We start from the raw sequence: 26623 nt of genomic DNA on the forward strand, positions 1-26623 counted from the left end.
CTGGTGGCCGCGTCCTGGCGTTGCAGCCAGGCAATGTAATCGCGATAACGACCGGCCGGACGAGCCACGCTGTCACCCCGGTAATGCTGCAACACTTCACCGAGCAACTGCGCGCTGCTCCAGCCATCCATCAGGATGTGATGGTTGGTGTAGATCAGGTGATGACGCTCAGTGCCGGTGCGCACCAGCACCAGGCGCATCAGCGGCGCCTGGGTCAGGTCCACGCCGTGGGCATGTTCCTCATCGGCGAGGGTTTGCAGGGCGTCCTCAATACCAGCATGCCCGCTCCAGTCGAGCACACGGAACGGCACCTCGACCCGGCGCTGCACGATCTGCACTGGCTGTGCCAGATCGCCCTGCCAGAAGAAGCCGCTGCGCAGGATGTCATGGGCATCGACTACTGCTTGCCAGGCCGCCCGGAAGCGTTGCGGATCGACGCCTTCGACGTCGAGGCGCAGCTGGTTGATGTAGTCGCCGCTGCCCTGCTCTAGCAAGGTATGAAACAGCATGCCCTGCTGCATCGGCGACAGTGGGTAGAGGTCGTCGATGGCCTGGGGGTGTGGGACCAGTGTGTCCAGTTGCGCCTGGGTCAACCGCGCCAGGGGGAAATCCGACGGCGTCACGCCACCGCTGTGGTGGTCGCAGCAATGGGCGATGAGCGCCGTGAGTTCTTGCACATAGTCATCGGCCAGGCGCTGGATGGTCGCGGCGTTGAACAGGTCAGCGCTGAAGGTCCAGCTCAAGTCCAGCTCGCCGCCGAACACTTGACCATCGAGGGCCAGCGGACTGCCTAACGGGCCCTGCAGGTTCACTTCTTCGCCGCCGCGCTCAGTGGTTGGCACGAACAAAGCATCGTCGGCCGCGTCGAAACTGCCGTCGAACTGACCGAGGTAGTTGAAGGTCAGTTGCGGTTTCGCCAAGCCTTGCAGGGTATGACGCGCACGTTCATCGCCCAGGTGCGCCAAGGCGCCGAAGCCAATGCCCTTGTTGGGGATGGCGCGCAGTTGTTCCTTGATCTGCTTGAGCGAGGCGCCAAGATCGGCAGCCGGGGTCAGTTTCGCGGGGAACAGGCTGGTGAACCAGCCGACGGTCCGGCTCAGGTCGACGTGGGCGAACAGATCTTCACGGCCGTGGCCTTCGAGTTGCACCCAGACACTGTCCGCGCCGGTCCAGCGCACCATCACCCGCGCCAGTGCGGTCAGCAACAGGTCGTTGACCTGAGTGCGATAGGCCGCCGGGGCTTGCTGCAACAGTTGTCGGGTGAGGGTTTTGTCCAGTGCCGTACGGATCGTCACGGCTTGGCTATGCTGCTGGCCGCCCTGGGGATTGTCACATGGCAACCCCGAGGCGCCTTGCAACTGTTGCTGCCAAAAGCCCAGTTCAGCCTGCAAGGGGGCGCTGGCGGCATAGTCCTGCAACGCTGCGGTCCAGGCTTTGACCGCGCTGGTCTTGGCCGGCAGTTGCACCGCCGTGCCCGCCAGGGTCTGGCGATAGGCACTTTGCAGGTCTTCGAACAGAATCCGCCAGGACACACCGTCCACCACCAGGTGATGGACGATCAGCAGCAGCCGCTGCGTGCCGTCGGCGAGGTTCGCCAGCAGCCCACGGATCAGCGACCCGCCGTCCAGTTGCAGGCTGCGCTGGGCCTGATTGCCCAGCACTTCCAGTTCGGCGAGATCAGCGACCTCGGCTTGCCACAGCAACGTGCCGGCGGCCTGCGCCTCGACCTCACGATAACGCGCGGTCCAGCCTTCGCCCTGCTCGATAAAGTCCAGGCGCAAACTGTCATGGTGCACGATCAGCGCGCCCAAGGCCCGCTCCAGTGCCTGGGCATCCAGCGCCTGGGTCGGCTTGAGCATCACCGATTGGTTCCAGTGATGGCGGTCAGGGATCGGCTGGGCGAAGAACCACTGATGAATCGGCAGCAGCGCGGTTTCGCCGGTTACCGGTTGCTGGTCGATCGCTTGCAGCGGTGCGCCGGTCTGCGCCACGGCGGCCAGGGCCTCGATGGTCTGGTGCTGGAACAGATCCTTCGGCGTGAAGTGAATACCCACCAGCCGGGCGCGACTGACCACCTGGATCGAGACGATGGAATCGCCGCCCAGTTCGAAGAAGTTATCCCGCAGGCCAACTTGCTCGAGCTTGAGCACGTCCTGCCAGATCGACGCCAGTTGCTGCTCCAGCTGGCTGCGCGGCGCCACATAGGTGTGCTGCAAGTGGCTGACGTCGGGCTTGGGCAGGTTCTTGCGGTCGAGCTTGCCGTTGGGGGTCAGCGGCAAGCGTTCAAGCAGCAGCAGATAGGCCGGGACCATGTGCGCCGGCAGGGTCGCCTTGAGCTGTTCGCGCAGGTGCTCGGCGAAATCCTTCGGCGCGGGTGCATCAGCCACCACATAGGCAACCAGACGCTTGCCGCTGCCAGCAGCACCTTCCTGAGCCACCACCACCGCTTCGCGCACACCCTCAAGGGCTTGCAGACTGGCTTCGACTTCACCCAGTTCGATGCGGAAGCCTCGGATCTTCACTTGATTGTCGATGCGATCGAGGTAATCGAACGTGCCGTCGGCGCGCTGGCGCACCAGATCGCCAGTGCGGTACAGCAAGCCGCCTGCAGCGCTGAATGGATCAGCGACAAAGCGCTCGGCCGTCAGGCCCGGACGGTTCAGGTAACCCCGGGCCAACCCGCTGCCGCCCAGGTACAGTTCACCGGCCATGCCTTGGGGCAGCAGGTTCAGATCAGCGTCCAACACGTAGGCACTGCGGTCGCCGATGCGGCTGCCGATGGGCGCATACGCGGCGCCGCACGCCACCTCGCGGCCGGCCTTCCAGATCAGCGGCGTGACCACGGTTTCGGTCGGGCCGTAGCCGTTGATGATGAAGTCCGGATCCAGGGCGCGCTTGACCCGTTCGAAACTGGCGTTAGGCACTGCATCGCCGCCGAAGCAGTAGATGCGCACCTTTGGCGGGTTGCCCTCGCGCTCGGCGTGTTCGGCCAGTTGTTGCAGGTACACCGGCGGGAACGCCACCACCGTCACGCCGTGCTCGCGCATCGCGTTGTAGGTCTGCTCCGGGGTCCACAGGCTGTCATCGCGAATCAGCAGCGAGGCACCGTGGGTCAGGCTGGTGAGCCAGCGCTCATGGGCGCCGTCGAAGGCGAAGGACATGAAATGGAATTCGCAATCGCTGTCGCGCATCTCGTAGCGCTCGCCAATGGCCTGGCAGTGCATCGCCAGCGGACCATGGGCCACGCTCACGCCCTTGGGGTTGCCGGTGGAACCGGAGGTGTAGATCACGTAGGCGAGGTTCTGCGGATCGACAGTGATCGATGGTGCATCCGCCGGCTGCCGGCTCAGGTCCAGGCGATCGAGTTCCAGCACCTGGGCGGCGGCGTCCAGGGGAAGTTGCGCCGACACCCGGGAATCGGTGAGCAACAGCGCCAGCCCTGAATCCTCGATCAGGTAGGCCAGGCGTTCACGGGGGTAGCTGGTGTCCAACGGCACGTAGGCAGCGCCGGCCTTGAGCACCGCCAGCAGCGCGACAATCACCCCTTCGCTGCGCGGCAGGGCCACGCCGACCCGGGTTTCCGGGCCCACGCCACGGGCGATCAGGGCATGGGCCAGTTGGTTGGCCCGGCGGTCGATCTCGCCATAGCTGAAGCGCTGACCGTCGAAGATCACCGCCGTGCTGTGCGGTTTTAGCGCCGCCAAATGGGCGATGCGCTGGTGTACGGCGATGTCGGTCGGGTATGGCTGCGGGTGGTTGGCAGCCTGTTGTGCCCGGTGTTCCTCGTCATTGGCCAGGGCGATCTCGCCGAGGCGACGCTCGGCGGAGTCGGCAAACCGCTCCAGCAGGTGCAGCAGTTGCCCGCTCAAGCGCTCAATGGTCGCGACGCTGAAATGCGCCTGGTCGAAACTCATGTGCAGCGCCAGCGTTTCGCCCAAGGTCACGCCCAGGGTCAGCGGGTAGTGCGTCTGATCCTGGTTGGCGACTTCGCCGAACACCACGCCTTGGGCGGTGCCGCGTTGCAACGCCGCGGAAATCGGGAAGTTCTCGAACACCAGCAGGCTGTCGAACAGCGCGCCACCGCCCTGCCCGGCCCAGCGCTGGATGCTCGCCAGCGGCGTGTGCTCGAACTCGCGCAGGCTCAGGTTCTGCGCCTGCACGGCGGCCAGCCAGGCCGCGACCGTCTGGTCCGGACGCGAGCCTGCGATCACTGGCAAGGTGTTGATGAACAGCCCGACCTGCTGCTCGATGCCCACCAGCTCCGCCGGCCGCCCGGCCACGGTGGTGCCGAACGCCACGCAGGCGCTGCCGGTATAACGCTGCAACAGCAACAGCCACGCCGCTTGCACCAGGGTGTTGACGGTGACTTTCTGCTGGCGGGCGAACGCGTTGAGCCGTTCCGTGCGCGGCGCGTCTAGCGTGTAATGTTTGAGCGCATGAGCGCTTTCGCTGCGCACTTCTGCACTCGCCGCCGCAGCGTTGGCAAGCACGGTCGGCTCCTGCAGGTCGGCCAGTTGCTCCAGCCAGAACGCTTCGCTAAGGGCCGCGTCCTGGCGCTGCAACCATTGGATGTAATCGGCGTAGCGGCTGACCGGGCGCGGTGGCTGTTGACCGGCATAGCGCTGCAGGACTTCGCCGAGCATCTGCGCGCTGCTCCAGCCGTCCATCAGGATATGGTGGTTGGTGAAGATCAGGTGATGACGCGCATCGCTCAACTGAATCAGCGTGACCCGCAGCAGCCCGGCCTGGGTCAGGTCGAAGCCCTTGGCCAGGTCAGCGGCAATGAAATCCTCGAGGGCCTGGGCGGCGTCATGGCGCTCGCGCCAATCGAGCAAGGTGTAGGGCAACACCAGACGACGGTGGATGATCTGCAATTGCTCGTGCAACTCGCCCTGCCAGATGAAACCGCTGCGCAGGATCTCATGGGCGTCCACGGTCGCCTGCCATGCGGCGCGGAAACGCTCGGGGTCCAGGCCGTCGACATCCACGCACAATTGGTTGATGTAGGTGCCGGTGCCCTGCTCGTAGAGGGTATGAAACAGCATGCCCTGCTGCATCGGCGACAGGGGATAAATGTCTTCGATAGCGCCAGCCGGCACCGGGATCGCGTCCAGCTGCGCCTGGGTGATGCGCGCCAGCGGGAAGTCCGACGGCGTGGCGCCCATGACATCGGCCGAGCAGCAATGGCCAATCAGCGCTTCCAGTTCGCGGGCATAGTCATCGGCCAGGCGGGCGATGGTCGCCTCGTTGAATTGCTGATCGCTGAACGTCCAGCGCAAGTCGAGCTCACCGTCGTAGACCTGGCCCTCGATGCCCAGCCAGTTGTCCAGCGGCGCATCAGGGCTCTGCTCGAGCCCGGCGCTTTCGCTCGCCGGGCTGAACAGCGCGCCCTCGCGGGCATCGAAACTGCCATCGAACTGGCCGAGGTAATTGAAAGTGATGCACGGCAATGGCAAGGCCTTGAGACAGACCTGTGAAGTGTCGTCGCCGAGGTAGCGCAGCACACCGAAACCGATGCCCTTGTTCGGGATCGCCCGCAGTTGCTCCTTGATCTGCTTGATCGCGGCCCCGACGTTATCGGCCGGTGTCAGGCGCACTGGGAACAGACTGGTGAACCAGCCCACCGTACGGGTCAGATCGACGTCGCTGAACAACTCTTCGCGGCCATGGCCTTCCAGTTGGATCAGGGTGTCGGCATGCCCGGTCCAGCGGCAGATCACCCGTGCCAGGGCGGTCAGCAGCAGGTCATTGACCTGGGTGCGATACGCTGCGGGAGCCTGTTGCAGCAGTTGCTGGGTGAGGGTTTTGTCGAGACGGCTGTGCAGCACTTTGGCGTAACGGCTTTGCCGGCTGCCTTGGGGGTTATCCCAGGGCAGATCCACCACCGCGCCTTGCAGTTGCTGCTGCCAGAATGTCAGTTCGGCCTGCACGCTTTCAGTGCTGGCGTAGGCCTGCAAATGTTCGCCCCAGGCCTTGTAGGCGCTGGTCTTGGCCGGCAACTTGATAGCGCCGCCGGCGCTGGCCTGTTGATAAGTCCGTTGCAGGTCTTCCAGCAGGATGCGCCACGACACACCGTCCACGGCCAGGTGGTGCACGGCCAATAACAGACGCTGACTGCCATCGGCCATGCTCGCCAGTACCGCACGCAGCAGCGGGCCATTTTGCAGATCCAGGCTGCACTGGGCCTTGGCACAGAGCTCTTCCAGCTCGGCGGCGCTCAGGTTGTCCGCCGTCCACAGCAGCTCAGGGTCGACCACCACCGGTGCCACCTCGGCACGCCAGCCGTCGGGGGTTTCGACGAAGCGCGAACGCAAGGCATCGTGATGCGCCAGCAGCGCGTTGAGGGCCTGTAGCAGTGCCGGTGCCTGCAACGGTAGATGGCTGCGCAACAGGACGGCCTGGTTCCAGTGGTGACGCTGGGCAATGGCGTCCTCGAAAAACACCTGCTGGATGGGCAGCAACGGCAGCCCGCCAATGACCGGTCCCTGATCGATGACCAGCCCACTGCCGCCCTGCTGCGCGACGCTCGCCAGGCCTTGCACGGTTTGATGCTGGAACAGATCACGGGGAGTGAAATGGATCCCTGCCTGCCGCGAGCGGCTGACTACCTGGATCGAGATGATCGAGTCGCCGCCCAGCTCGAAAAAGTTGTCGGTCAGGCCGACCTGCTCCAGCTTGAGCACGTCCTGCCAGATGGCCGCGATGCCTCGTTCCAGTTCGCTGCGGGGCGCGATAAAGGCCTGCTGCAACTGGCTGGCATCGACTGAAGGCAGGGCCTTGCGGTCGAGCTTGCCGTTGGGGCTCAGCGGCAAGTGCGCAAGGAACAGCAACTGAGTCGGCACCATGTAATCCGGCAGGCGCTCCTTGAGTTGCGCCTTGAGGGTTTCCCGCGCCGCGCCCTGCTGCTCGGCCGAGGCCGACACCAGCGCTGCGTCCTTGGGCACCACATACCCCACCAGTTGCAGGCTGCTGCCGCCCTGCACCGCCAGCACGACGGTTTCGCTGACCGCATCCAGCTCCAGCAGGCGTGCTTCGACCTCCCCCAGCTCGATGCGCAAACCGCGGATCTTCACTTGATGGTCAACGCGACCGACGTATTCGATCTGGCCCAAGGTGTTGAAACGCGCCAGGTCGCCGGTGCGATACAGGCGCGCGCCAGTGGTGGAAAACGGATCAGGGATGAACCGTTCGGCGGTCAAGGCCGGGCGCTGGAAGTAACCGCGCGCCAGTAATTCGCCGCCAATCAGCAGCTCGCCGATCACCCCCACCGGGGTGGGTTCAAGGTGTGCATCGAGCAGATAGGTGTGACGGCCTGGCAGCGGTTGACCAATGGGCAGGGTCAGCGGCAGCGGCCGGCGATTGAAGACGTAATCGCTGCAATCGAGGGTGGTGGCGGTGACCGTGGCTTCGGTCGGGCCGTAGGTGTTGAGCAGCTTGACCTGCTCCAGCCCGGCCCGGCGCCAGGCCTGCACGCCTTCGGGTGGCATGGCTTCACCACCGCTGTGCACCTGGCGCAGCGCCGCGTAGTCACGCGGACCGACAGCGGCGAACTCCTTGGCGATCATGTTCCAGTAGGCAGTGGTCAGGTCCATGACCGTGATGCCCTGCTCGACGATCTGGCGGTACAGGGTTTCGCTGTCCCACACCTCGTTGCCACGCAGCAGCACCGAGGCGCCGCAGGTCAGCGGGCCGAACAGCTGCTCGCCAAAGGCATCGAAGTTGAACGTGGCGAATTGCAGCACGCAATCGGCACTGCTCAAGGCGTAATAGTGCTGCGAGGCGAACGCATGCTTGCTCAGCGCGCCGTGACTGATACCGACGCCCTTCGGGCGCCCGGTCGAGCCGGAGGTGAACATCACGTAGGCCAGGTTCTCGGCCCATACCTTGCGTTGCAGATTGCCTGGCTCGGCACCCTCCCAGGACTCGGCCTGATCCAGGCACAGGCAACGCACGCCCTCGGGTACGGGCAGGCGTTCCAGCCAATGGCTCTGGCTCAGGAGCAAACGGCTGGCGCTGTCTTCGATCATGAACCGCAGGCGCTCAGCCGGGTACTGAGGGTCCAGCGGCACGTACGCACCGCCGGCCTTGAGCACGGCAAGAATGGCGACCACCAGCTCCAGGCTCCGATCGACAGCGATGCCCACCAGCACGTCAGGACCGACACCCTCGGCCACCAACGTGCGCGCCAGGCGATTGGAGCGAGCGTTGAGCTGGCCATAGGTCAACCGTTGTCCATCACAGATCAAGGCGATGGCGTCCGGGCTGCGCTCAGCTTGCGCCTCGAACAGTTCATGCACCGGGCGCTCGCTCGGCCAGGTCGTGTCGTGGCGCCCCCACTCGGTCACCAACTGGCGATATTCGGCCGGAGCCAGCAACGCCAGCTCGCCGACGCGCTGCTGCGGGTCGTTGACGATGTTGCGCAACAGCAACGTCCAGTGCCGGGCCATGCGCTCGATGGTTTCGGGGTTGAACAAGTCACTGGCGTAGGTGAACGCCGCATGCAAGTGCCCGGCCTTTTCGTAGGTGTCCAGGCTCAAGTCAAACTGGGTACTGCGGGACTCCCACTCGATGACGCCCAGCTCCAGGCCGCTGCCGACTTTCAGCGTGGTGACGTCGGCCACTTCCGGCTGGTGGTTGTACATCACCTGGAACAGCGGGTTGTAGCTCAGGCTGCGCTCAAGCTTCAGCGCCTCGACCAGCCGTTCGAAGGGCAGATCCTGGTGGGCCTGGGCGCCGAGGGCGGTTTCCTTGATGTCTCGCAGCAGGTCGCCGAGGCGGGCCTGGCCATCCAGTTGCACCCGTAACACCTGGGTGTTGACGAAAAAACCGATCAGCCCTTCGATTTCCCGGCGGTTGCGGTTAGCGATCGGCACGCCGACCCGCAGGTCGTCTTGTCCGGTGTAACGGTGCAGCAGGATATTGAACGTGCCCAGCAACAGCATGAACAGGGTCACCCCATGCTGCCGGGCAACGCCGCGCAGTTGCTCGACCAGCGCAGCCTCCACCACATGCTCCAGGCGACGTCCGCGATAGCTCGGAAGTACTGGGCGTGGATAGTCGATTGGCAGCTCCAACACCGGGTGCTCGTCACCCAGTTGCGCCTGCCAGTAATCGAGTTGACGCTGCAGCTCGCCGGCCTCCAGCCAGCGCCGCTGCCACAGGGCATAGTCGCTGTACTGGATCGGCAAATCGGCCAGCTGCGGGGCAACGCCCGCTTCATGGGCGTCGTAGAAACGGATGAATTCGTCGATCAGCACGTTCATCGACCAGCCGTCGGAGACGATGTGGTGCAAAGTCAACAGCAGCACGTGTTCCTGGTCATCGAGCTTGAGCAATTCGACCCGCAGCAAGGGGCCGCTGGACAAGTCGAAAGGCTGCAGCGATTGCGCCTCGGCGGCCCGGCGCACCGCCTGCTCGCGCTCGACGGCCGGCAAGTGGCTGAAGTCGGTTTTGCCGATCTCCAGGGGCGCGCTGGTCGGCACCTGTAACAGGCTGTCGTCGGCCTGACGCTGGAACACCGTACACAGGGTTTCATGCCGGGCCACCAGGCTGGCGAACGCTTGCTCCAGCGCCGGCAGGTTCAGTGCACCCTTGAGCCGCACCGCTCCCGGCAGGTTGTAGGCGCCGCTGTCGGGCTCCAGTTGCCAGAGAAACCACATGCGCTGCTGGGCGTAAGACAAGGCCTGGCGATCCTCGGCCTCGACGCCCTGGGGAATGGGAAAACCGCTGAACTCCACGCCCTCCTTGGCCAACGCGGCCAGGAACATCCGGCGCTTGTCCAGGGGCAACCCGATAAACCGGCGAGCAAGTTTCAAGGCGTCTTCAGCATTCATTTCTGGGGTATCCGGAATCAGTGGGCACAAGGCACAAAGGCAAGTCGTCCCTTTAAAACGAATGCAGACCGGAAAAATTAGCGTTTGAGAATTTGTATCAGGAAGGGAGGTAGGACGGGGGGTTCAGAAGGATGCAGACCTAAATGTGGGAGCGAGCAATGTGGGAGCGAGCTTGCTCGCGATGGCGTCGTGTCAGTCAATGAACAGCAAGCTGACCCACCGCTATCGCGAGCAAGCTCGCTCCCACAGGGGACGAATCCCCCCCCAGCCGATGTGGGGCGGCATTTGAATGAGCCGGGAATCAAATCAAGCGCTGATCGCCACCCCATGCCGCCGCTGATGCACGCTCAACTGATCCTTGATCAGCCGCAGCACCCGGGCTTCGTGCTCATGAATGAAAAAGTGCCCGCCGGCCAGCATGTCGACCGAAAAGCTGCCCGACGTCTCGCGGCGCCAGCCAATCAGTTGCTCCGTGGTGGCCTTGTCGGCGGTGCCACCGAGTACGTGCACCGGGCAGTTGAGCAGTGGTCGCACTCGCGGCTGGAAACGTCCGCACAGCAAAAAATCGGCCCGCAGGATCGGCAAGGTCAGGGCCATCAACTCTTCATTGGCCAGGATCTCCTCGCTGGTACCGTTGAGGGTACGCAGTTGTTCGATCAATTCAGCATCGGTTTTCGGCTCGGCGAAACCCCGGTCATAGTCGGCTCGCATTGTCGGTGCCGCGGTGCCGGAGGCAAACAGCGCCACCGGTTCCGGGCCACCGAGCTCACGCAAGGCATGGGCGATTTCGCAGGCCAGCAGCGCACCCAGGCTGTGGCCGAACAAGGCATAAGGTGCCCGGAGCGACGGGAGCAGTTCCCGGGCCAGTTGCATCGCCAACGGGCCCATGTCGGTGTGCAGCGGCTCGTCGAAACGTGCCCCGCGCCCCGGCAGTTCCACCGGCTGCACCTGCAGCCACTGCGGCAACGCGCGCCGCCAGCGGCTGTAAACCATTGCGCTGGCGCCGGAATAAGGCAGGCACAGCAAGGTCAGTTGGGTCACTGCGGTTTTCTCCGATCGGTCGTGTAGGGAAGATAACGAAAACGTAGCCCACAGAATTAATCAAAACCGTTACGTTCGCTCCATCCTCTTCACCCGGCCTTATACTGGCGGCACCTCGACTCACTGCGCCGCACAGGAGAACGCCATGGGCTGGTCCGCCAAGCAATACGTCACCTTCGAACAGGAACGCACCCGTCCGTCCCGGGACCTGCTCGCCGCCATCCCCCCCACCCAGGCCCGTTCGGTGATCGACCTGGGGTGCGGCCCTGGCAATTCCACCGAACTGTTGGTGGAACATTTCAGCGGTGCCACGGTGCGCGGCCTGGACAGTTCCAGCGACATGGTCGACGCCGCGCGCAAGCGTCTGCCCGCAGTGACGTTCGACACTGCGGACATCGGCCGCTGGAACGAGCCCGGGCCGTTCGACGTGATCTTCGCCAACGCGGTGCTGCAATGGCTGCCCGACCACGCCAGCCTGCTGCCGTCGCTGGTGAGCAAACTTGCCCAGGGCGGCAGCCTGGCGATCCAGATGCCCGACACCCTGCACCAGCCGTCCCACCGCTTGATGCGGGAAGTTGCCGCCAACGGTCCTTGGGCCAGTCAATTGGCCGGGGCAGCCGACTCGCGTACGGAAGTGGAGGATGCCAGCACCTATTACTCCATCCTGAAGCCCCACTGCAGTCGCGTCGATGTATGGCGCACCACCTACCATCACCCCTTGGCCGGCGGCGCCGCAGGCGTGGTGGAGTGGTTCAAGGGCAGCGGCTTGCGGCCCTTTCTCGAACCGCTGGACGAGACGCAACGCGAGCAGTACCTGGCGCACTACCTCAAGGCGATCGAACAGGCTTACCCGCCCCTGGAAGATGGGACCGTGCTGCTGCCGTTTCCCCGGGTATTCATGGTCGCGACACGCTAGGGCGAGGGTCGATGACGCAGCGACGAGGGCCTAAATTTCGGCTCCAGGCCCTCGTTACCTGCTAAGACCAAAACCCACAAGAGTGACCGCCGTGGACCTGCAAACCATCCTGGGCAAGCTGTTCGCCAATGCCGGCGCCGTTGGCATCGAAGGCGTTTTCCAATTCGTGTTCGGCCCGCATCAGGCGTATTGGTCCGAGGTCAGGGCCAACAGCCACACCCAGGCCGGGCGGCACACCCGCCCTGACGTGACCATCGAAGTGGCGGAAAAGGATTTCCTCGGGATCATGGCCGGCATGGCCAACGTTGAAGAACTGTTTGCCAGCGGTCGCCTGAAGATCGGCGGCAACATGGGCCTGGCGACGTTGCTGCCGCAGATCATCGACCATGCCCGGCATGGCGGTGGCGTGGCGGAAAAGGTCGACATGAACAAGCGCTACCCCACCCCACCACGCTTTAGCGAAACACTCACCGCCAGCCTGCCGGTCCAACGTAGCGTGGAGCGTCGGCCCCGCAGTGGGCTGTCGGTGCAGGAGTTCCAAGCGCGTTATTTGCCACAAGGTATTCCGCTGGTCATCAGCGACGCCTTGCAGGACTGGCCGTTGTTCAAGCTCAGCCGCGAAGAATCCCTGGTGCATTTTGCCGAGCTGCAAGGCATCACCCGCCACGGCGACTACGTGAAGAAAACCTTCTCCACCGAGCGGGATTTCCGTTCCACGTCCATGGCCGACTTCATTGCCTCCCTGGACAGCCCGGCGGTCAAGGGCAGTGACGGCGAGCCACCGGCCTACATGGGCAACAACATCCTGCCAGCGCAGTTGATCGAGCAGATCAACTACCCGCCCTACTTCGACCGCTCGCTGTTCATCCCACCGCGCATCTGGATCGGCCCCAAGGGCACCCTTACACCGCTGCACCGCGATGATACCGATAACCTGTTCGCCCAGGTCTGGGGCGAGAAAACCTTCACCCTCGCCGCCCCCCATCACCGCGAAGCCCTCGGCACCTGGTCCACGGCGCCCCAGGGCGGGCTGGACGGTTGTGATTTCAACCCGGATGCGCCGGACTACCAACGCTTCCCCAACGCTCGCGACGTGACTTTCATACGGGTGACGCTGGGGGCCGGGGACTTGCTGTTTCTGCCGGAAGGCTGGTTTCATCAGGTGGAGTCGGTGTCCACGTCGTTGTCGGTGAATTTCTGGGTGAATTCGGGGCGGGGTTGGTAATGGTGAAGACTGTTTCACCTAAATGAACTCTGCACGCCTCACGCCAGTCAGCAGGTAAGGCCCTCCGTTCAAGGTGCTAAACCATGCAGATATCCCTCGCCCAACAAGTCGCCCTCGTTACCGGTGCCAGTTCCGGCATTGGTGCCGGCTGCGCCAGGGCATTGGCGGACGCCGGGGCCGCCGTGGTACTCAACTACCATTCCAGCGCCGGCCCGGCCGAAGACCTGGCCCGTGAAATCAACGACAACGGCGGCCGCGCCATCGCCGTCGGTGCCGATGTAGCAAAGGAGCAAGACGTCGAACGGCTGTTCGCCCAGACCCTCGAAGCCTTTGGCTCGCTGGACATCCTGGTGGCCAATTCCGGCCTGCAAAAAGACGCCGCCGCCGTCGACATGAGCCTGGAAGACTGGAACACCGTGATCGGCACCAACCTCACCGGCCAATTCCTCTGCGCCCGCGCCGCCCTGCGGATTTTCACCCGTCAGGGCATTCGCCAGGGCGTGTCCCGGGCCGCTGGCAAGATCATTCACATGAGTTCGGTGCACCAGCGCATTCCCTGGGCCGGCCACATCAACTACGCCGCGTCCAAGGGCGGTGTCGATCAACTGATGCAGAGCCTGGCCCAAGAGAGCAGCCACCAACGCATCCGCATCAACAGCATCGCCCCCGGCGCGATCAGCACAGCCATCAACCGCGAGGCCACCGAGGGCGAGCAGGAGCAGAAATTGCTGGAGCTGATTCCCTACGGTCGCGTGGGTGACGTGGAAGACGTCGCCAACGCGGTGGTCTGGCTGGCGTCGGACTTGTCCGATTATGTGGTGGGCGCCACGTTGTTCATCGATGGCGGGATGAGCCTTTACCCGGGGTTTCGCGGCAATGGCTAACGACCACGAACCACAAAGCCCCATCGAAAACCACGGCATCATCGGCGACATGCGCACTGCTGCGCTGGTCAATGACCGCGGCAGTGTCGACTTTTTCTGCTGGCCGGAATTCGACAGCCCATCGCTCTTTTGCTCGCTGCTGGACACCCCGGAGGCGGGCATTTTCCAACTCGCGCCCGACCTGCCGGATGCCCGTCGCCAACAAATCTACCTGCCCGACACCAACGTGCTGCAAACCCGCTGGCTGAGCGACGGCGCCGTGGTGGAAGTCACCGACCTGCTACCCATCGGCGACAGCGAGGATGATCTGCCGGTGTTGATGCGCCGGGTGCGCATGACTGTCGGCAGCACAACATTTCGCATGCGCTGCGCGGTGCGCCACGACTATGCCCGGGCAGTCACCACCGCGCGCCAGGACGGTGCCCACATCTGTTTCGAGGCGTCGGGGCAGCCGAGCCTGCGCTTGTGCGCCGATCAGCCCATGAGGCTGGACGGCAACGCGGCGGTGGCCGAATTCACCCTGGAACAGGGCCAGAGCGCCGAGTTCCTGCTCGGCGGCATCGACGACCCACGACTGCAGGATGACGTCAGCACAATATGCCTGGAGCGGACCCTGGCGTTCTGGCGCGGCTGGATCGGCCAATCCACCTATCGGGGGCGTTGGCGGGAAATAGTCAACCGCTCCGCCCTTGCGCTGAAACTGCTGACCTCGCGCAAACACGGCGCGATCCTCGCCGCCGCCACCTTCGGCCTGCCGGAAACCCGCGGCGGCGAACGCAACTGGGATTACCGCTACACCTGGATCCGCGACGCCTCGTTCACGGTCTACGCATTCATGCGCCTGGGCTTCGTCGAAGAAGCCAATGCTTATATGCGCTGGCTGCGCGGGCGGGTCAGCGACTGCTGTGACCAGCCGGTCAAACTCAACATTCTCTACGGCCTGGACGGTCGGCTGGAGCTGCCGGAAACCGAGTTGCCGCACTTGAGCGGTTTTGGCGGTGCACAGCCGGTGCGCATCGGCAACCTCGCCTACCAACAGGTGCAATTGGACATCTTCGGCGAGCTGATGGACGCGGTGTACCTGGTCAATAAATACGGCGAAGCCATTTCCCACCAAGGCTGGAAACACACCGTCGACGTGGTCGACCAAGTGTGCGAGGTCTGGCAGGACAAGGATGTGGGCATCTGGGAGATGCGCGGTGAGACACAACACTTTCTGCATTCGCGACTGATGTGCTGGGTCGCCGTCGACCGCGCTATCCGTCTCGCCGAAAAACGCTCCCTGCCCGCCCCGTTCGCCCGCTGGGACGAGACCCGCCAGGCGATTTACCAAGACATCTGGAACAATTTCTGGAACGAGGAACACCAGCATTTCGTCCAGCGCCTGGGCAGTACCGCCCTCGACGGCGCGATGCTGTTGATGCCCTTGGTGCGCTTCGTCAGCGCCCGCGATCCGCGCTGGCTGTCCACACTGGACGCCATTGAGAAAAGCCTGGTGCGCGACGGCATGGTGTATCGCTACCGCAACGACGACAGCCCCATCGACGGTCTCGGCGGCATCGAAGGCTCCTTCGCCGCCTGCTCGTTCTGGTACGTCGAATGCCTCGCCCGCGCCGGCCGCGTGGAAAAAGCCCAGCTGGAATTCGAACAACTGCTGCGCTACGCCAACCCGCTGGGGCTGTACGCCGAAGAGTTCGACAGCCACGGTTACCACTTGGGCAATACACCCCAGGCCTTGACCCATCTGGCGTTGATCAGCGCGGCGAGCTTTCTGGACCGCAAGTTGAGCGGGGAGAAGAATCATTGGCAGCCGTGAACCGGGTTGTTGTGATCGTTCCCACGCTCCCGCGTGGGAACGATCAAAAAAGTGGTGTGCCTGTTAGGACGCCGGCTCTGCTAACTCAATGTCATCCAACGCCCGATTGGCCAACAACGTCCCCAGTTCAATCAACTGCTGAATCCCCAACGCCACATGCCGCCGCGACCCTTCCAGTTCGAACGCCAGATCACTGACCATGGCATTGGCCGAAGCCAGGGTTTCGCTGAGGCTGGTCAGTACCGATTCGGTGTTGAGGCCCGGGACCACTGAAAAGACCTGGCCGTCCTGGGTGTCGGGTTTGGCTGGTGTGGGGGACAAATGGATGTTCAACGCCCGGTCGGCGGCTTCGCGGAGTTTTTTTGTGTCGAGGGTGGTGTAGGCGGAAAGGTTTTCAGCTTTTGGGGGGTTGGGGGTGATCTTGACCATAGTGAAACTCCTGACTTGAAGTTGGAGCTCACCCACCTCGTGACCAAACGAGGGTGGTGGGCTATACGCAGGTTGGTCAACCGGGAAGTCAGGCACCCGGCGCACTCGAAAGTGCCCCGCGCACAGCCCACCGCAAAGCATACCGACAAGCACACAAAAAAGCGCCGACATGCTGAGGTTGGCGCGTGTGCGCCTGACATTGGACGGGCGACCAAACCCGGTCGCTGATTTTGCAGCGACGAGCAAAGCCTATCCCCGCCCTTTCCGAACCGGCAACCGCCGCGACTCGTCAGAAAATTCCGGTTCACCTATTTTTTTGTAGGAACACAACCCCGTGGCGAGGGAGCTTGTTCCCGCTCGGCAGCGCAGCCACCGCAAAATCTCCCTGGCACGAGGGCATTGCAGTATCCCCTCCCCATTTATCGCCACGCCCCGTTACAGGTTGCCAACCCCGCAACCCCCTCCTAAGATCGATGCACTCACGGGTGCAGCGGAGCTGCCCGATAAAAACCCGACTCAAGGATCTGACATGACTCATATCAAACGCTCCATCACCACCCCACCCCGAACAGGCCTGACCCGCGAAGACCTCTGGGAAGGCCAGGACCGGGGCCTGATCAAATGCTGGGAAATCGGTCGCGACCGCGCGGTGAAGTTTCCCGAACTGGCGCAACGCTGCCTGAATGGTGAATTGCCGGTACTGGGCTGGAAAGGTGGCGTGAGCCGCAGCCTGAAGAAAAGCGAAAAATTCGGCTGCCTCAAATACCTCGCCCAGTGGCAAGGCCTGCGCGGTGAAGACCTGGACATCGACCTGTCCCAGGAGCGCACCCTGACCTGCGCCAGCACGAACATGATCGTGACCTTCACACCGGATCGGGCCAAATACGTCAATCAGGAACCCGCCTGACTGCAAACGCGCTGTACCGGAGGCCGACATGAGCTTGAATCCCAAGATCAACTTCGCCGTGACGCCGCTGTTGCGCATCGCCTACGAAGAGCACGGCCCCGCCAGCGGCGAGCCAGTCATTCTGCTGCACGGTTTTCCTTACGACCCGAGGGCCTTCGACGAAGTCGCGCCTGCCTTGGCCGAGCGCGGCTACTGGGTCATCGTGCCCTACCTGCGCGGCTATGGCCCGACCCGGTTCAACAACCCGGCCATCCTGCGCTCAGGCCAGCAAGCGGCGCTGGCCCAGGACCTGCTGGACCTGATGCACGTGCTGGCCATCCCTCAAGCGGCGTTGTGCGGCTACGACTGGGGCGGTCGGGCGGCGTGTATCGTCGCGGCCCTGTGGCCCGAGCGCGTGCGCTGCCTGGTGACCGGCGATGGCTACAACCTGCAGGACATTCCACGTTCCAAGCAGCCGCTGGACCCGCAAACCGAACATCGCCTGTGGTACCAGTACTATTTCCACACCGCTCGGGGCGTCGAGGGCCTGACGCAGAATCGGCGTGAACTGTGTGAGTTGCTCTGGCGCCTGTGGTCACCGACCTGGAAGCGCGGCGCAACCTTGTATCCTTTGAGCGCGCCGTCTTTCGACAATCCGGATTTTGTCGACGTGGTGATCCATTCCTACCGCCATCGCTTCATGTACGCGCCGGGCGACCCGACGCTGGAGTGGATGGAGGAGCGGCTTGCGGCACAACCGACCATCAGCGTGCCGAGCATTTCCCTGTGCGGCGCCGACGACGGCGTTGGGCCCGCGCCGGAACACGATGAAGACGTCGAGCATTTCACGGGGTTCTATGAGCGCCGAGTGCTGGCCGGTGTTGGCCACAATATTCCCCAGGAAGCCCCCGAGGCCACGCTCAGGGCATTGCTGGATCTGCTTGAAGGCTGACCGCGAAGCGCTCGCGATAGGCCTGGGGCGTCACCCCCATGGCCCGCAGGAAACTGCGGCGCAGGGTTTCCTCGCTGCCGAAACCACATTGCACCGCCACTCGCTTGATTGACAATGTCGTGTCTGCCAGCAGGCGGCGAGCGGTTTCCACCCGAATCAACTCCACCGCCCGTGCCGGGGTCTGTCCCGTATCGGCGCGGTAGTGACGCACAAAACTGCGCTCGCTCATGCCCACCTCGGCGGCCAGGTTTGGCAATCCCAAGTCACCGGTGAGGTTTTCGGCGATCCAGGCATGCAGTTCATCAAACCGACTGCCCTGTTTTTGTAGCGACAACGTCACGCTGAATTGCGATTGGCCGCCAGGGCGCTTGAGGAACACCACCAGATGCCGGGCGACCTCCAGGGCCACGGCACGCCCCAAGTCCTCCTCGACCAGTGCCAGGGCCAGGTCGATGCCAGCCGTGACCCCGGCCGAGGTCCACACCGGGCCGTCGTTGATGAAAATCGGGTTGGGTTCGACCCGCAGTTGCGGATGCTGCTCGGCCAGTTGTTCACAGCGAGTCCAGTGGGTGACCACTCGCCGCCCGTCCAGCCAGCCACTGGCGGCCAACAGGAACGCCCCGGTACACACCGACGCCACCCGTCGCGAACGCAGCCCGTGTTCCTTGACCCAGGCCACCAGCGCCGGGTCCTTCGCCGCCTCATACACACCCCAGCCGCCAGCAATGAGCAAAGTGTCGCTGCCTTCAATCGGCAGAGGCTCGGCCAGCAGCGCCAACCCCGCCGAAGACATGACCGCCCCGCCACCGACAGCAATCACCGTCGGTGCGTACGGCAAGGGCAAGCCCTGCTGGCGTGCTAGGTCGTTGGCCGATGCGAAGACCTGCAAAGGCCCAGTGACATCCAGCACTTGCACGTTGGCGAAGGCCAGGACGTGAACGGTTTTCGGCGTGTTTGGCATATTGGCGTAATTCGTGGGCTTATTGGCGTATGCGCCAAATCCTACGAGCCTAAAGTGAAGCCGTCCACCCCCGGGCATCATCCAAAGGAGAAAGCGAGATGACGTTGCAGATCGGTTTGCTGTTATTCCCACAAGTCCAGCAACTGGACCTGACCGGCCCTTATGACGTACTGGCCTCGTTGCCCGACGTGAAGGTCCACCTGATCTGGAAGGACCTGGCGCCGGTCACCGCCAGTACCGGGCTGGTGTTGTTGCCAACCACCACGTTCGAAGACTGCCCGAAGCTCGACGTGATCTGCGTCCCTGGCGGAACCGGCGTCGGCCCCCTGATGGAGGACGAGCAGACGCTCTCCTTTATCAAACGGCAGGCCGCCGAGGCGAAATACATCACCTCGGTGTGCACCGGCTCGCTGGTACTCGGTGCGGCGGGCCTGTTGCAAGGCAAGCGGGCCACCACCCACTGGGCTTACCACAGCCTGCTGCAAACCCTGGGTGCGACACCGGTCAAGGACCGCGTGGTTCGTGATGGCAACCTGTTCACCGGGGGCGGCATCACCGCCGGGATCGATTTTGCCTTGACCTTGGCGGCCGAACTGTTCGACCAGGACACCGCCGAACTGGTCCAACTGCAACTCGAATACGCTCCTGCCCCCCCGTTCAACGCCGGCAGTCCGGACACCGCGCCGACGCGCGTCCTGGAAGAAGCCCACCGGCGTACCGCAGAGTCGTTCCGGGTACGCTCGCAAATCGCCCAACGCGCCGCGGCGCGGTTGGAACTGGCGTAACGATCAGTCCCAGCGCAAATGAAATCCGTGATGAGGGGAGTCTATCCCCTCATCACAAAGGTCATCGGTTCATCACTCTCCCCGGCGATACAGCACCATTCCCGCGTGATACAGCACGCCCTCACGAAAATCCCCATCGGCGGTGAAACCTGTGTCGTCGTGGTATTCGATATGGTCGTCCTGCAGCCAGTAATCGCCCTGGTAAGCGCTTTCACGCAATCCCCGCGCTTCATCGTAGCGTCCGCCCGGCAACAACCGATGGCGAATCACGCCATCAGCCGTCACCCACAGGCCGACAAATTTGTCCTGGTCTCCAAAGGCCTTTCTCATGGGACATCTCCTGTTGGGTAAACCTGGGTTCAGAACGGGCTGGCGGTGGGCCGCACGATCAGTTCGCTGACGTCTACGTCCGCCGGTTGTTCGATGGCGTAGGCGATTGCCCGGGCGATGGCTTCGGCCGGAATGGCGATCCTGCGGAACTCGCGCATTTCGGCACGTCCACCTTCATCGGAAATGCTCTCGGCCAGTTCCGACTCGGTCACGCCGGGGGAAATCACCGTCACGCGCACATCCCCCCCGACTTCCTGACGCAAGCCCTCGGAAATCGCCCGAACAGCAAATTTGGTGGCGCAATACACCGCGGCAGTCGGGCTGACGGCATAGGCACCAATGGACGCGATGTTGATGAACTGGCCGCTGCGCTGGCGCTGCATCAGTGGCAAGCCGGCAGCGATGCCGTGAAGCACGCCACGGATGTTGACGTCGATCATGCGGTCCCACTCCTCGACTTTCAGAGCCTCGAGCTTGGAGAGCGGCATGACCCCAGCGTTATTGATGATCACGTCGACCCGGCCGAACCGCTCGACAGCAAAGTCGATCAGGTTCTGGACGTCATCGCGACGGGTCACGTCCACGGCCTGGCAGACCGCTTGCTGGCCGACGGTTTCGAGTTCGTGTACCAGTGTTTGCAAACGATCGATGCGCCGGGCGCCGAGCACGACACGAGCACCGCGAGCCGCGAGCAGCCGCGCCGCTGCTTCACCGATCCCGCTGCTGGCACCCGTGATGACCACTACTTTGTTTTGAATATCGGACATGATGGTTTCCTCGTCTGGATGTTGGCCCCCGGCGGGAGCGTTTTGACAGCTCCAGATTAGGGAACCGACCCAGGCCCGGGTTAGCCGGATCCTCCTGCGCACTTGCACGATCCTGTAGCTATAAAACCGACTCTGGCCGACAGCCGCACAATCGGTTTTACTAGCGCGGTCCACTTATTTGGCCAGGGAGGTTGATCGGTATGTCGGTATCCACGTCCATCCACATTGCGCCAGACGACGGCGTCAGCCAGCGCCGCGCCGAACTGGCGAGCCTGATGAAGCGCTTTGCGCCCGAATACGGTGTCCACTCTACGGCCATCGAGGCCTTGCACCTGATCCGTAGCGACCAACCGACCGAAGCCTTGCACACCGTGCACAAGCCTGGTTTGTGCGTGATTATCGAGGGGCGCAAGGAAGTGCGCCTGGCGGACGAATGCTACGTGTATGACCCGCTCAATTACCTCGTCGTCTCGGTGACCCTGCCGTTGGCCGGCCAGGTAATTGAAGCCAGCCCTGAACGCCCCTACTTATGCATTCGTCTTGATATCGACCCGGCGCAGATCTGCCGACTGATTGCCGATGCCAGTCCTATCGGCGTACCGGTCGAAAGAACCGGACGCGGTTTGTTCCTGGACCGTATCGATGCGCCATTACTCGACGCGGTGTTGCGCTTGCTGCGGCTGTTGGACAGCCCGGACGATATCGCCACCCTCGCGCCGTTGGCTCAACAGGAGATTTTCTACCGCCTGCTGCGTGGCGCCCAAGGCCAGCGCTTGCACGAAATCGCCATTCCTGACACCCAGACCCATCGCATCAGCCGAGCCATCGAGTGGCTCAATACCCATTACGCCGAGCCGCTGAGCATCGATAGCCTGGCACAAATGATCAATCTCAGCCCTTCGGCGCTGCATCACCGCTTCAAAGCCGTGACGGCCATGAGTCCGCTGCAATACCAGAAACAGTTGCGTCTGCAGGAAGCCCGACGGTTATTGTTGGCAGAGAACAGCGACGTTTCGTCAATCGGCTACAAGATGGGGTATGAAAGCCCTTCGCAGTTCAGTCGCGAGTACAGCCGTCTATTTGGCGCCTCTCCGAGCAAGGACATCGCACGTTTGCGTGCCCAGGCGCTGCAAGCCAGTAGTGCTTGATCCCGCACACAAACAGGATCAGGCAAAACCAGGACAGTATCCGTCTAACGACCAAACCCGCCTCGCCCCTAATCTGAACCCATGCAGCAAGGCAACCGCCCCCGCTGCAACGGGTTCAGCAGATCACGACATCTGAACGACCCGGCACTCAACCCTTGATATGACCGGAGTCTTTACCATGAAAACGTTCAACGCCCTGATCGCCGTTACCACCTTTGCCCTGAGCGCAAGTGCGTTTGCCTTGCCGAGCCAGCAGCAAGACCGTTTCTTCACCCAGGCCTACGACCACCAAGAGCCTGTGGCCGCTGACGGCGCGGATCGTACCCCTGGCGGGCAGACCCTCGCCGCCGATGGCGCGGACCGTACCCCTGGTGGGCAGACCCTCGCCGCCGATGGCGCGGATCGTACCCCTGGTGGGCAGACCCTCGCCGCCGATGGCGCGGACCGTACCCCTGGCGGGCAGACCCTCGCCGCCGATGGCGCGGACCGTACCCCTGGCGGGCAGACCCTCGCCGCCGATGGCGCGGACCGTACCCCTGGTGGGCAGACCCTCGCCGCCGATGGCGCGGACCGTACCCCTGGCGGGCAGACCCTCGCCGCCGATGGCGCGGACCGTACCCCTGGTGGGCAGACCCTCGCCGCCGATGGCGCGGACCGTACCCCTGGTGGGCAGACCCTCGCCGCCGATGGCGCGGACCGTACCCCTGGTGGGCAGACCCTCGCCGCCGATGGCGCGGACCGTACCCCTGGTGGGCAGACCCTCGCCGCCGATGGCGCGGACCGTACCCCTGGTGGGCAGACCCTCGCCGCCGATGGCGCGGACCTTACTATGACGCGGCGCCAGGCATGAGCAGACCAATTTTTTCACAGACGAAAAAAAACCCGCCGAAGCGGGTTTTTTGAGGACCAATTTGACTCCCTGTCTGGCATTCCATGCCTGGTCCAATCATCCATGACCCCAAGCACTCCCTGTACTCAGTGGATGGACATAGATTAGGCCCACCACTGCCTTGGAAAAAGACGAGAAAGCAGTGCCGACGTGTAAGCGTTTCGCTATACAGCGCTTGCGGGGCTTTTTGGCAGGCGAAAAAAAACCCGCCGAAGCGGGTTTTTCCAAGACCATTACGACTCCCTGTCGATAGCCATCCTTGCAAGGTCGATCGTCCCTGATCCTGAGCACTTCCTGTGCTTCAGTGGATGAGTCCAGATTACGCCTCGGATCCAAAGTGCAATAGACGATATAGCTACCATGGCGTGTAAGACATTCGCTATATCGGGTCTTCCGCAAACCCCTAGTCACGCCAGGTGTCGGCGTGTCGGCGGTGTGCGCATCACCGCAGGGGAAAATCAAGACTTGGCCAGGAACGCTTCAATGTTGGCCATCTGCTCATCCCAGCCGCGGCTGTCCATGCGAAAGGCCTTGAGTCGGCGTGCCTCGGGAATATTGTTGAAGCCCGATTCAACCACTTTCAGCAAGGTACCGCCGTCCATGTCTTCGAGTTCGAATTGCACACGTGTTTCTGACTCTTGAGAGTAATCTACCTGCGGCTCAATAGCGTAAGGGTGCCAGCGAAACGAGAACACCCGCTCGGGCTCGACCCGCTCCACCGCCACATCCCAAATGAGGTGTTCATAGCCCGGATACGTGATCTGCCCCTGAGTACGTTCGCCCGCAACAAACCGCTTACCCTCAAGGGCGACACCGAACCATTGGCCAAAGGCCTCGGCATTGGCCAAGGCGCGCCAGACTTGGGAACGCGGCGCCTTGAGCAGGATCTTTCTTTCAATGCGATCGGATGAATACATGGGTCACCTCCTGTGTTCAACAGTAGGCTTGTAAGACCACAAGGCCAACCGGAAAGTTGTATCAGTCCTTCGTCCGGGTACACTCCTCCGGCATTTATCCCCCTCAAGGAGAGATCGACCATGCCCCCACGCTTGCTTCTGGTCCTCGCACCGTTATTTTTTATCACCGCAGCCCAAGCCGATGACTGCGCCAATGCCACCACTCAGGGTGAGATGAACCAGTGCGCGGCCAAAGAGAACAAGGCCGCCGACAGCGAGCTGAACAGCCTGTATAAGCAAATTACAACACGTCTGAAGGACAACCCCGAGGCCAAGCAAATGTTGGTCAAGGCGCAGCGAGCCTGGATCAGCTTCCGTGACGCCGAATGCAACTTTTCTGCCTCCGGGGTCGAAGGTGGCAGCGTCTACCCGCTGATCTATAGCAACTGCATCACCGACCAGACCAAAGCCCGAATCGAAGCGTTCAAGACCTACCTCAAGTGCAAGGAAGGAGATCTGAGCTGCCCAGTGCCCGAAGCTTAACGGTCTGGATGGCAAAATAAGGATGGCCTCTTCAGGTCATCCTTTTTTGCCATGAAATTTTTCAGCAAAAAAACAAAACCCCTACCTGCGTCAGCAGATAGGGGTTTCGGAATTTAATCTTGACGATGACCTACTCTCACATGGGGAAACCCCACACTACCATCGGCGATGCATCGTTTCACTGCTGAGTTCGGGATGGGATCAGGTGGTTCCAATGCTCTATGGTCGTCAAGAAATTCGGTAGCCAGCGCGTGCCTTACGGTCACGTTCCAGCGAATGGGTATGCGATAGTTTGTGTGTTTGCTGCGAACTTTCGGTTCATGTCGTCTTCACACACCGCAATCTGGTGCCCTTTCGGGTCAGCAAATTGCTTGGGTGTTATATGGTCAAGCCTCACGGGCAATTAGTACAGGTTAGCTCAACGCCTCACAGCGCTTACACACCCTGCCTATCAACGTCGTAGTCTTCGACGGCCCTTCAGGGGACTCAAGGTCCCAGTGAGATCTCATCTTGAGGCAAGTTTCCCGCTTAGATGCTTTCAGCGGTTATCTTTCCCGAACATAGCTACCCGGCAATGCCACTGGCGTGACAACCGGAACACCAGAGGTTCGTCCACTCCGGTCCTCTCGTACTAGGAGCAGCCCCTCTCAAATCTCAAACGTCCACGGCAGATAGGGACCGAACTGTCTCACGACGTTCTAAACCCAGCTCGCGTACCACTTTAAATGGCGAACAGCCATACCCTTGGGACCGGCTTCAGCCCCAGGATGTGATGAGCCGACATCGAGGTGCCAAACACCGCCGTCGATATGAACTCTTGGGCGGTATCAGCCTGTTATCCCCGGAGTACCTTTTATCCGTTGAGCGATGGCCCTTCCATACAGAACCACCGGATCACTAAGACCTACTTTCGTACCTGCTCGACGTGTCTGTCTCGCAGTCAAGCGCGCTTTTGCCTTTATACTCTACGACCGATTTCCGACCGGTCTGAGCGCACCTTCGTACTCCTCCGTTACTCTTTAGGAGGAGACCGCCCCAGTCAAACTACCCACCATACACTGTCCTCGATCCGGATAACGGACCTGAGTTAGAACCTCAAAGTTGCCAGGGTGGTATTTCAAGGATGGCTCCACGCGAACTGGCGTCCACGCTTCAAAGCCTCCCACCTATCCTACACAAGCAAATTCAAAGTCCAGTGCAAAGCTATAGTAAAGGTTCACGGGGTCTTTCCGTCTAGCCGCGGATACACTGCATCTTCACAGCGATTTCAATTTCACTGAGTCTCGGGTGGAGACAGCGCCGCCATCGTTACGCCATTCGTGCAGGTCGGAACTTACCCGACAAGGAATTTCGCTACCTTAGGACCGTTATAGTTACGGCCGCCGTTTACCGGGGCTTCGATCAAGAGCTTCGCGTTAGCTAACCCCATCAATTAACCTTCCGGCACCGGGCAGGCGTCACACCCTATACGTCCACTTTCGTGTTTGCAGAGTGCTGTGTTTTTAATAAACAGTCGCAGCGGCCTGGTATCTTCGACCGGCGTGGGCTTACGCAGTAAATGCTTCACCCTCACCGGCGCACCTTCTCCCGAAGTTACGGTGCCATTTTGCCTAGTTCCTTCACCCGAGTTCTCTCAAGCGCCTTGGTATTCTCTACCCAACCACCTGTGTCGGTTTGGGGTACGGTTCCTGGTTACCTGAAGCTTAGAAGCTTTTCTTGGAAGCATGGCATCAACCACTTCGTCACCCAAAGGGTAACTCGTCATCAGCTCTCGGCCTTAAGATCCCGGATTTACCTAAGATCTCAGCCTACCACCTTAAACTTGGACAACCAACGCCAAGCTGGCCTAGCCTTCTCCGTCCCTCCATCGCAATAACCAGAAGTACAGGAATATTAACCTGTTTTCCATCGACTACGCTTTTCAGCCTCGCCTTAGGGACCGACTAACCCTGCGTCGATTAACGTTGCGCAGGAAACCTTGGTCTTTCGGCGTGGGTGTTTTTCACACCCATTGTCGTTACTCATGTCAGCATTCGCACTTCTGATACCTCCAGCAAGCTTCTCAACTCACCTTCACAGGCTTACAGAACGCTCCTCTACCGCATCACTTGCGTGATACCCGTAGCTTCGGTGTATGGTTTGAGCCCCGTTACATCTTCCGCGCAGGCCGACTCGACTAGTGAGCTATTACGCTTTCTTTAAAGGGTGGCTGCTTCTAAGCCAACCTCCTAGCTGTCTAAGCCTTCCCACATCGTTTCCCACTTAACCATAACTTTGGGACCTTAGCTGACGGTCTGGGTTGTTTCCCTTTTCACGACGGAC

Annotated in this window: 17 protein-coding genes and 2 rRNA genes (2 of these 19 only partly in view); 10 read left to right on the forward strand and 9 right to left on the reverse strand. The window is 62.2% G+C overall.

Translation table 11 applies throughout. The features are described from left to right. Together J9870_RS20215 and J9870_RS20220 are read right to left on the reverse strand one after the other, a co-directional pair. Positions 1-9833 carry the 5' portion of a non-ribosomal peptide synthase/polyketide synthase gene (locus J9870_RS20215; RefSeq protein WP_210639699.1) on the reverse strand. The gene continues 2695 nt to the left of window position 1, outside the view, so only the first 9833 of its 12528 coding nucleotides appear in the window; the start codon lies at positions 9831-9833; its stop codon lies beyond the left edge, outside the window. 306 nt (positions 9834-10139) lie between these two features. Then, positions 10140-10874, reverse strand: a complete 735-nt coding sequence (locus J9870_RS20220) for an alpha/beta fold hydrolase (RefSeq protein WP_210639700.1) — start codon at positions 10872-10874, stop codon at positions 10140-10142. A 145-nt stretch (positions 10875-11019) separates the two neighbouring features. Here J9870_RS20220 and tam point away from each other — a divergent pair, with 145 nt between their 5' ends. From tam to J9870_RS20240, 4 genes are all read left to right on the forward strand, one after another. Then, positions 11020-11790 carry a trans-aconitate 2-methyltransferase gene (tam, locus tag J9870_RS20225; RefSeq protein ID WP_210639701.1) on the forward strand — a complete coding sequence of 257 codons (771 nt, stop codon included), beginning with the start codon at positions 11020-11022 and terminating at the stop codon, positions 11788-11790. A gap of 91 nt (positions 11791-11881) precedes the next feature. Beyond that, positions 11882-13015 carry a cupin-like domain-containing protein gene (locus tag J9870_RS20230; RefSeq protein ID WP_210639702.1) on the forward strand — a complete coding sequence of 378 codons (1134 nt, stop codon included), beginning with the start codon at positions 11882-11884 and terminating at the stop codon, positions 13013-13015. Between the two features lie 83 nt (positions 13016-13098). Continuing rightward, complete coding sequence (locus J9870_RS20235) at positions 13099-13899, forward strand: SDR family oxidoreductase (RefSeq protein WP_210639703.1); 801 nt, start codon at positions 13099-13101, stop codon at positions 13897-13899. Continuing rightward, positions 13892-15715 carry a glycoside hydrolase family 15 protein gene (locus J9870_RS20240; RefSeq protein WP_210639704.1) on the forward strand — a complete coding sequence of 608 codons (1824 nt, stop codon included), beginning with the start codon at positions 13892-13894 and terminating at the stop codon, positions 15713-15715. The genes J9870_RS20235 and J9870_RS20240 overlap by 8 nt, the downstream gene beginning before the upstream one ends. 63 nt (positions 15716-15778) lie before the next feature. Here J9870_RS20240 and J9870_RS20245 read toward each other — a convergent pair whose 3' ends face one another. Beyond that, the gene (locus J9870_RS20245; RefSeq protein ID WP_210639705.1) at positions 15779-16144 is read right to left on the reverse strand and encodes a DUF6124 family protein; all 366 of its coding nucleotides are present in this window, start codon (positions 16142-16144) and stop codon (positions 15779-15781) included. Positions 16145-16673: 529 nt separating this feature from the next. Between J9870_RS20245 and J9870_RS20250 the strand changes: the two genes are divergently transcribed. Both J9870_RS20250 and J9870_RS20255 read left to right on the forward strand, forming a co-directional pair. Beyond that, entirely contained in the window at positions 16674-17051 is a 378-nt protein-coding gene (locus J9870_RS20250) for a hypothetical protein (RefSeq protein WP_210639706.1), read from the forward strand. A 28-nt stretch (positions 17052-17079) separates the two neighbouring features. Next, a complete protein-coding gene (locus tag J9870_RS20255) occupies positions 17080-17982 on the forward strand; it encodes an alpha/beta hydrolase (protein ID WP_210639707.1) in 903 nt (300 codons plus the stop codon). Here the strand turns inward: J9870_RS20255 and J9870_RS20260 are convergent. Further along, entirely contained in the window at positions 17951-18943 is a 993-nt protein-coding gene (locus J9870_RS20260) for a GlxA family transcriptional regulator (protein ID WP_210639708.1), read from the reverse strand. The two genes, J9870_RS20255 and J9870_RS20260, sit on opposite strands and share 32 nt — an antisense overlap. Positions 18944-19041: 98 nt before the next feature. On the opposite strand from J9870_RS20260, the gene inhA reads away from it, so the two are divergent. Then, positions 19042-19728 (forward strand): isonitrile hydratase, encoded by a 687-nt coding sequence (gene inhA / locus J9870_RS20265; RefSeq protein ID WP_210639709.1) that lies wholly within the window; start codon positions 19042-19044, stop codon positions 19726-19728. A 72-nt stretch (positions 19729-19800) separates the two neighbouring features. Here inhA and J9870_RS20270 read toward each other — a convergent pair whose 3' ends face one another. Together J9870_RS20270 and J9870_RS20275 are read right to left on the reverse strand one after the other, a co-directional pair. Continuing rightward, on the reverse strand, positions 19801-20058 hold the full coding sequence (locus J9870_RS20270; protein ID WP_210639710.1) for an Atu4866 domain-containing protein: 258 nt from the start codon (positions 20056-20058) through the stop codon (positions 19801-19803). A 29-nt stretch (positions 20059-20087) separates the two neighbouring features. Further along, entirely contained in the window at positions 20088-20825 is a 738-nt protein-coding gene (locus tag J9870_RS20275) for an SDR family oxidoreductase (RefSeq protein ID WP_210639711.1), read from the reverse strand. A gap of 200 nt (positions 20826-21025) precedes the next feature. Here J9870_RS20275 and J9870_RS20280 point away from each other — a divergent pair, with 200 nt between their 5' ends. Beyond that, positions 21026-21973: an AraC family transcriptional regulator gene (locus J9870_RS20280; RefSeq protein ID WP_210639712.1), complete on the forward strand. Its 948-nt coding sequence runs from the start codon at positions 21026-21028 to the stop codon at positions 21971-21973. Positions 21974-22151: 178 nt separating this feature from the next. Continuing rightward, positions 22152-22823, forward strand: coding sequence for a hypothetical protein (locus J9870_RS20285; protein WP_210639713.1), 672 nt, complete (start codon positions 22152-22154; stop codon positions 22821-22823). 497 nt (positions 22824-23320) lie between these two features. Here J9870_RS20285 and J9870_RS20290 read toward each other — a convergent pair whose 3' ends face one another. Then, positions 23321-23779: an SRPBCC family protein gene (locus tag J9870_RS20290; RefSeq protein WP_210639714.1), complete on the reverse strand. Its 459-nt coding sequence runs from the start codon at positions 23777-23779 to the stop codon at positions 23321-23323. A 120-nt stretch (positions 23780-23899) separates the two neighbouring features. On the opposite strand from J9870_RS20290, the gene J9870_RS20295 reads away from it, so the two are divergent. Further along, complete coding sequence (locus J9870_RS20295; protein ID WP_210639715.1) at positions 23900-24301, forward strand: lysozyme inhibitor LprI family protein; 402 nt, start codon at positions 23900-23902, stop codon at positions 24299-24301. 117 nt (positions 24302-24418) lie between these two features. Here J9870_RS20295 and rrf read toward each other — a convergent pair. Then, positions 24419-24534 (reverse strand): 5S ribosomal RNA (rrf, locus tag J9870_RS20300). Between the two features lie 149 nt (positions 24535-24683). Next, positions 24684-26623 (reverse strand): 23S ribosomal RNA (locus tag J9870_RS20305); it runs 952 nt beyond the window's last position.

Source organism: Pseudomonas sp. Tri1 (genome assembly GCF_017968885.1).
Taxonomy (GTDB): Bacteria; Pseudomonadota; Gammaproteobacteria; order Pseudomonadales; family Pseudomonadaceae; genus Aquipseudomonas.

Bases quoted from the DNA above. Each gene is read 5' to 3' on its own strand.
- J9870_RS20270 (WP_210639710.1), bottom strand. From the start codon at position 20,058: ATGAGAAAGGCCTTTGGAGACCAGGACAAATTTGTCGGCCTGTGGGTG.
- J9870_RS20285 (WP_210639713.1), top strand. From the start codon at position 22,152: ATGAAAACGTTCAACGCCCTGATCGCCGTTACCACCTTTGCCCTGAGC.
- J9870_RS20260 (WP_210639708.1), bottom strand. From the start codon at position 18,943: ATGCCAAACACGCCGAAAACCGTTCACGTCCTGGCCTTCGCCAACGTG.
- J9870_RS20290 (WP_210639714.1), bottom strand. From the start codon at position 23,779: ATGTATTCATCCGATCGCATTGAAAGAAAGATCCTGCTCAAGGCGCCG.
- inhA (WP_210639709.1), top strand. From the start codon at position 19,042: ATGACGTTGCAGATCGGTTTGCTGTTATTCCCACAAGTCCAGCAACTG.
- J9870_RS20245 (WP_210639705.1), bottom strand. From the start codon at position 16,144: ATGGTCAAGATCACCCCCAACCCCCCAAAAGCTGAAAACCTTTCCGCC.
- J9870_RS20250 (WP_210639706.1), top strand. From the start codon at position 16,674: ATGACTCATATCAAACGCTCCATCACCACCCCACCCCGAACAGGCCTG.
- J9870_RS20275 (WP_210639711.1), bottom strand. From the start codon at position 20,825: ATGTCCGATATTCAAAACAAAGTAGTGGTCATCACGGGTGCCAGCAGC.
- J9870_RS20235 (WP_210639703.1), top strand. From the start codon at position 13,099: ATGCAGATATCCCTCGCCCAACAAGTCGCCCTCGTTACCGGTGCCAGT.
- J9870_RS20240 (WP_210639704.1), top strand. From the start codon at position 13,892: ATGGCTAACGACCACGAACCACAAAGCCCCATCGAAAACCACGGCATC.
- J9870_RS20255 (WP_210639707.1), top strand. From the start codon at position 17,080: ATGAGCTTGAATCCCAAGATCAACTTCGCCGTGACGCCGCTGTTGCGC.
- tam (WP_210639701.1), top strand. From the start codon at position 11,020: ATGGGCTGGTCCGCCAAGCAATACGTCACCTTCGAACAGGAACGCACC.
- J9870_RS20280 (WP_210639712.1), top strand. From the start codon at position 21,026: ATGTCGGTATCCACGTCCATCCACATTGCGCCAGACGACGGCGTCAGC.
- J9870_RS20295 (WP_210639715.1), top strand. From the start codon at position 23,900: ATGCCCCCACGCTTGCTTCTGGTCCTCGCACCGTTATTTTTTATCACC.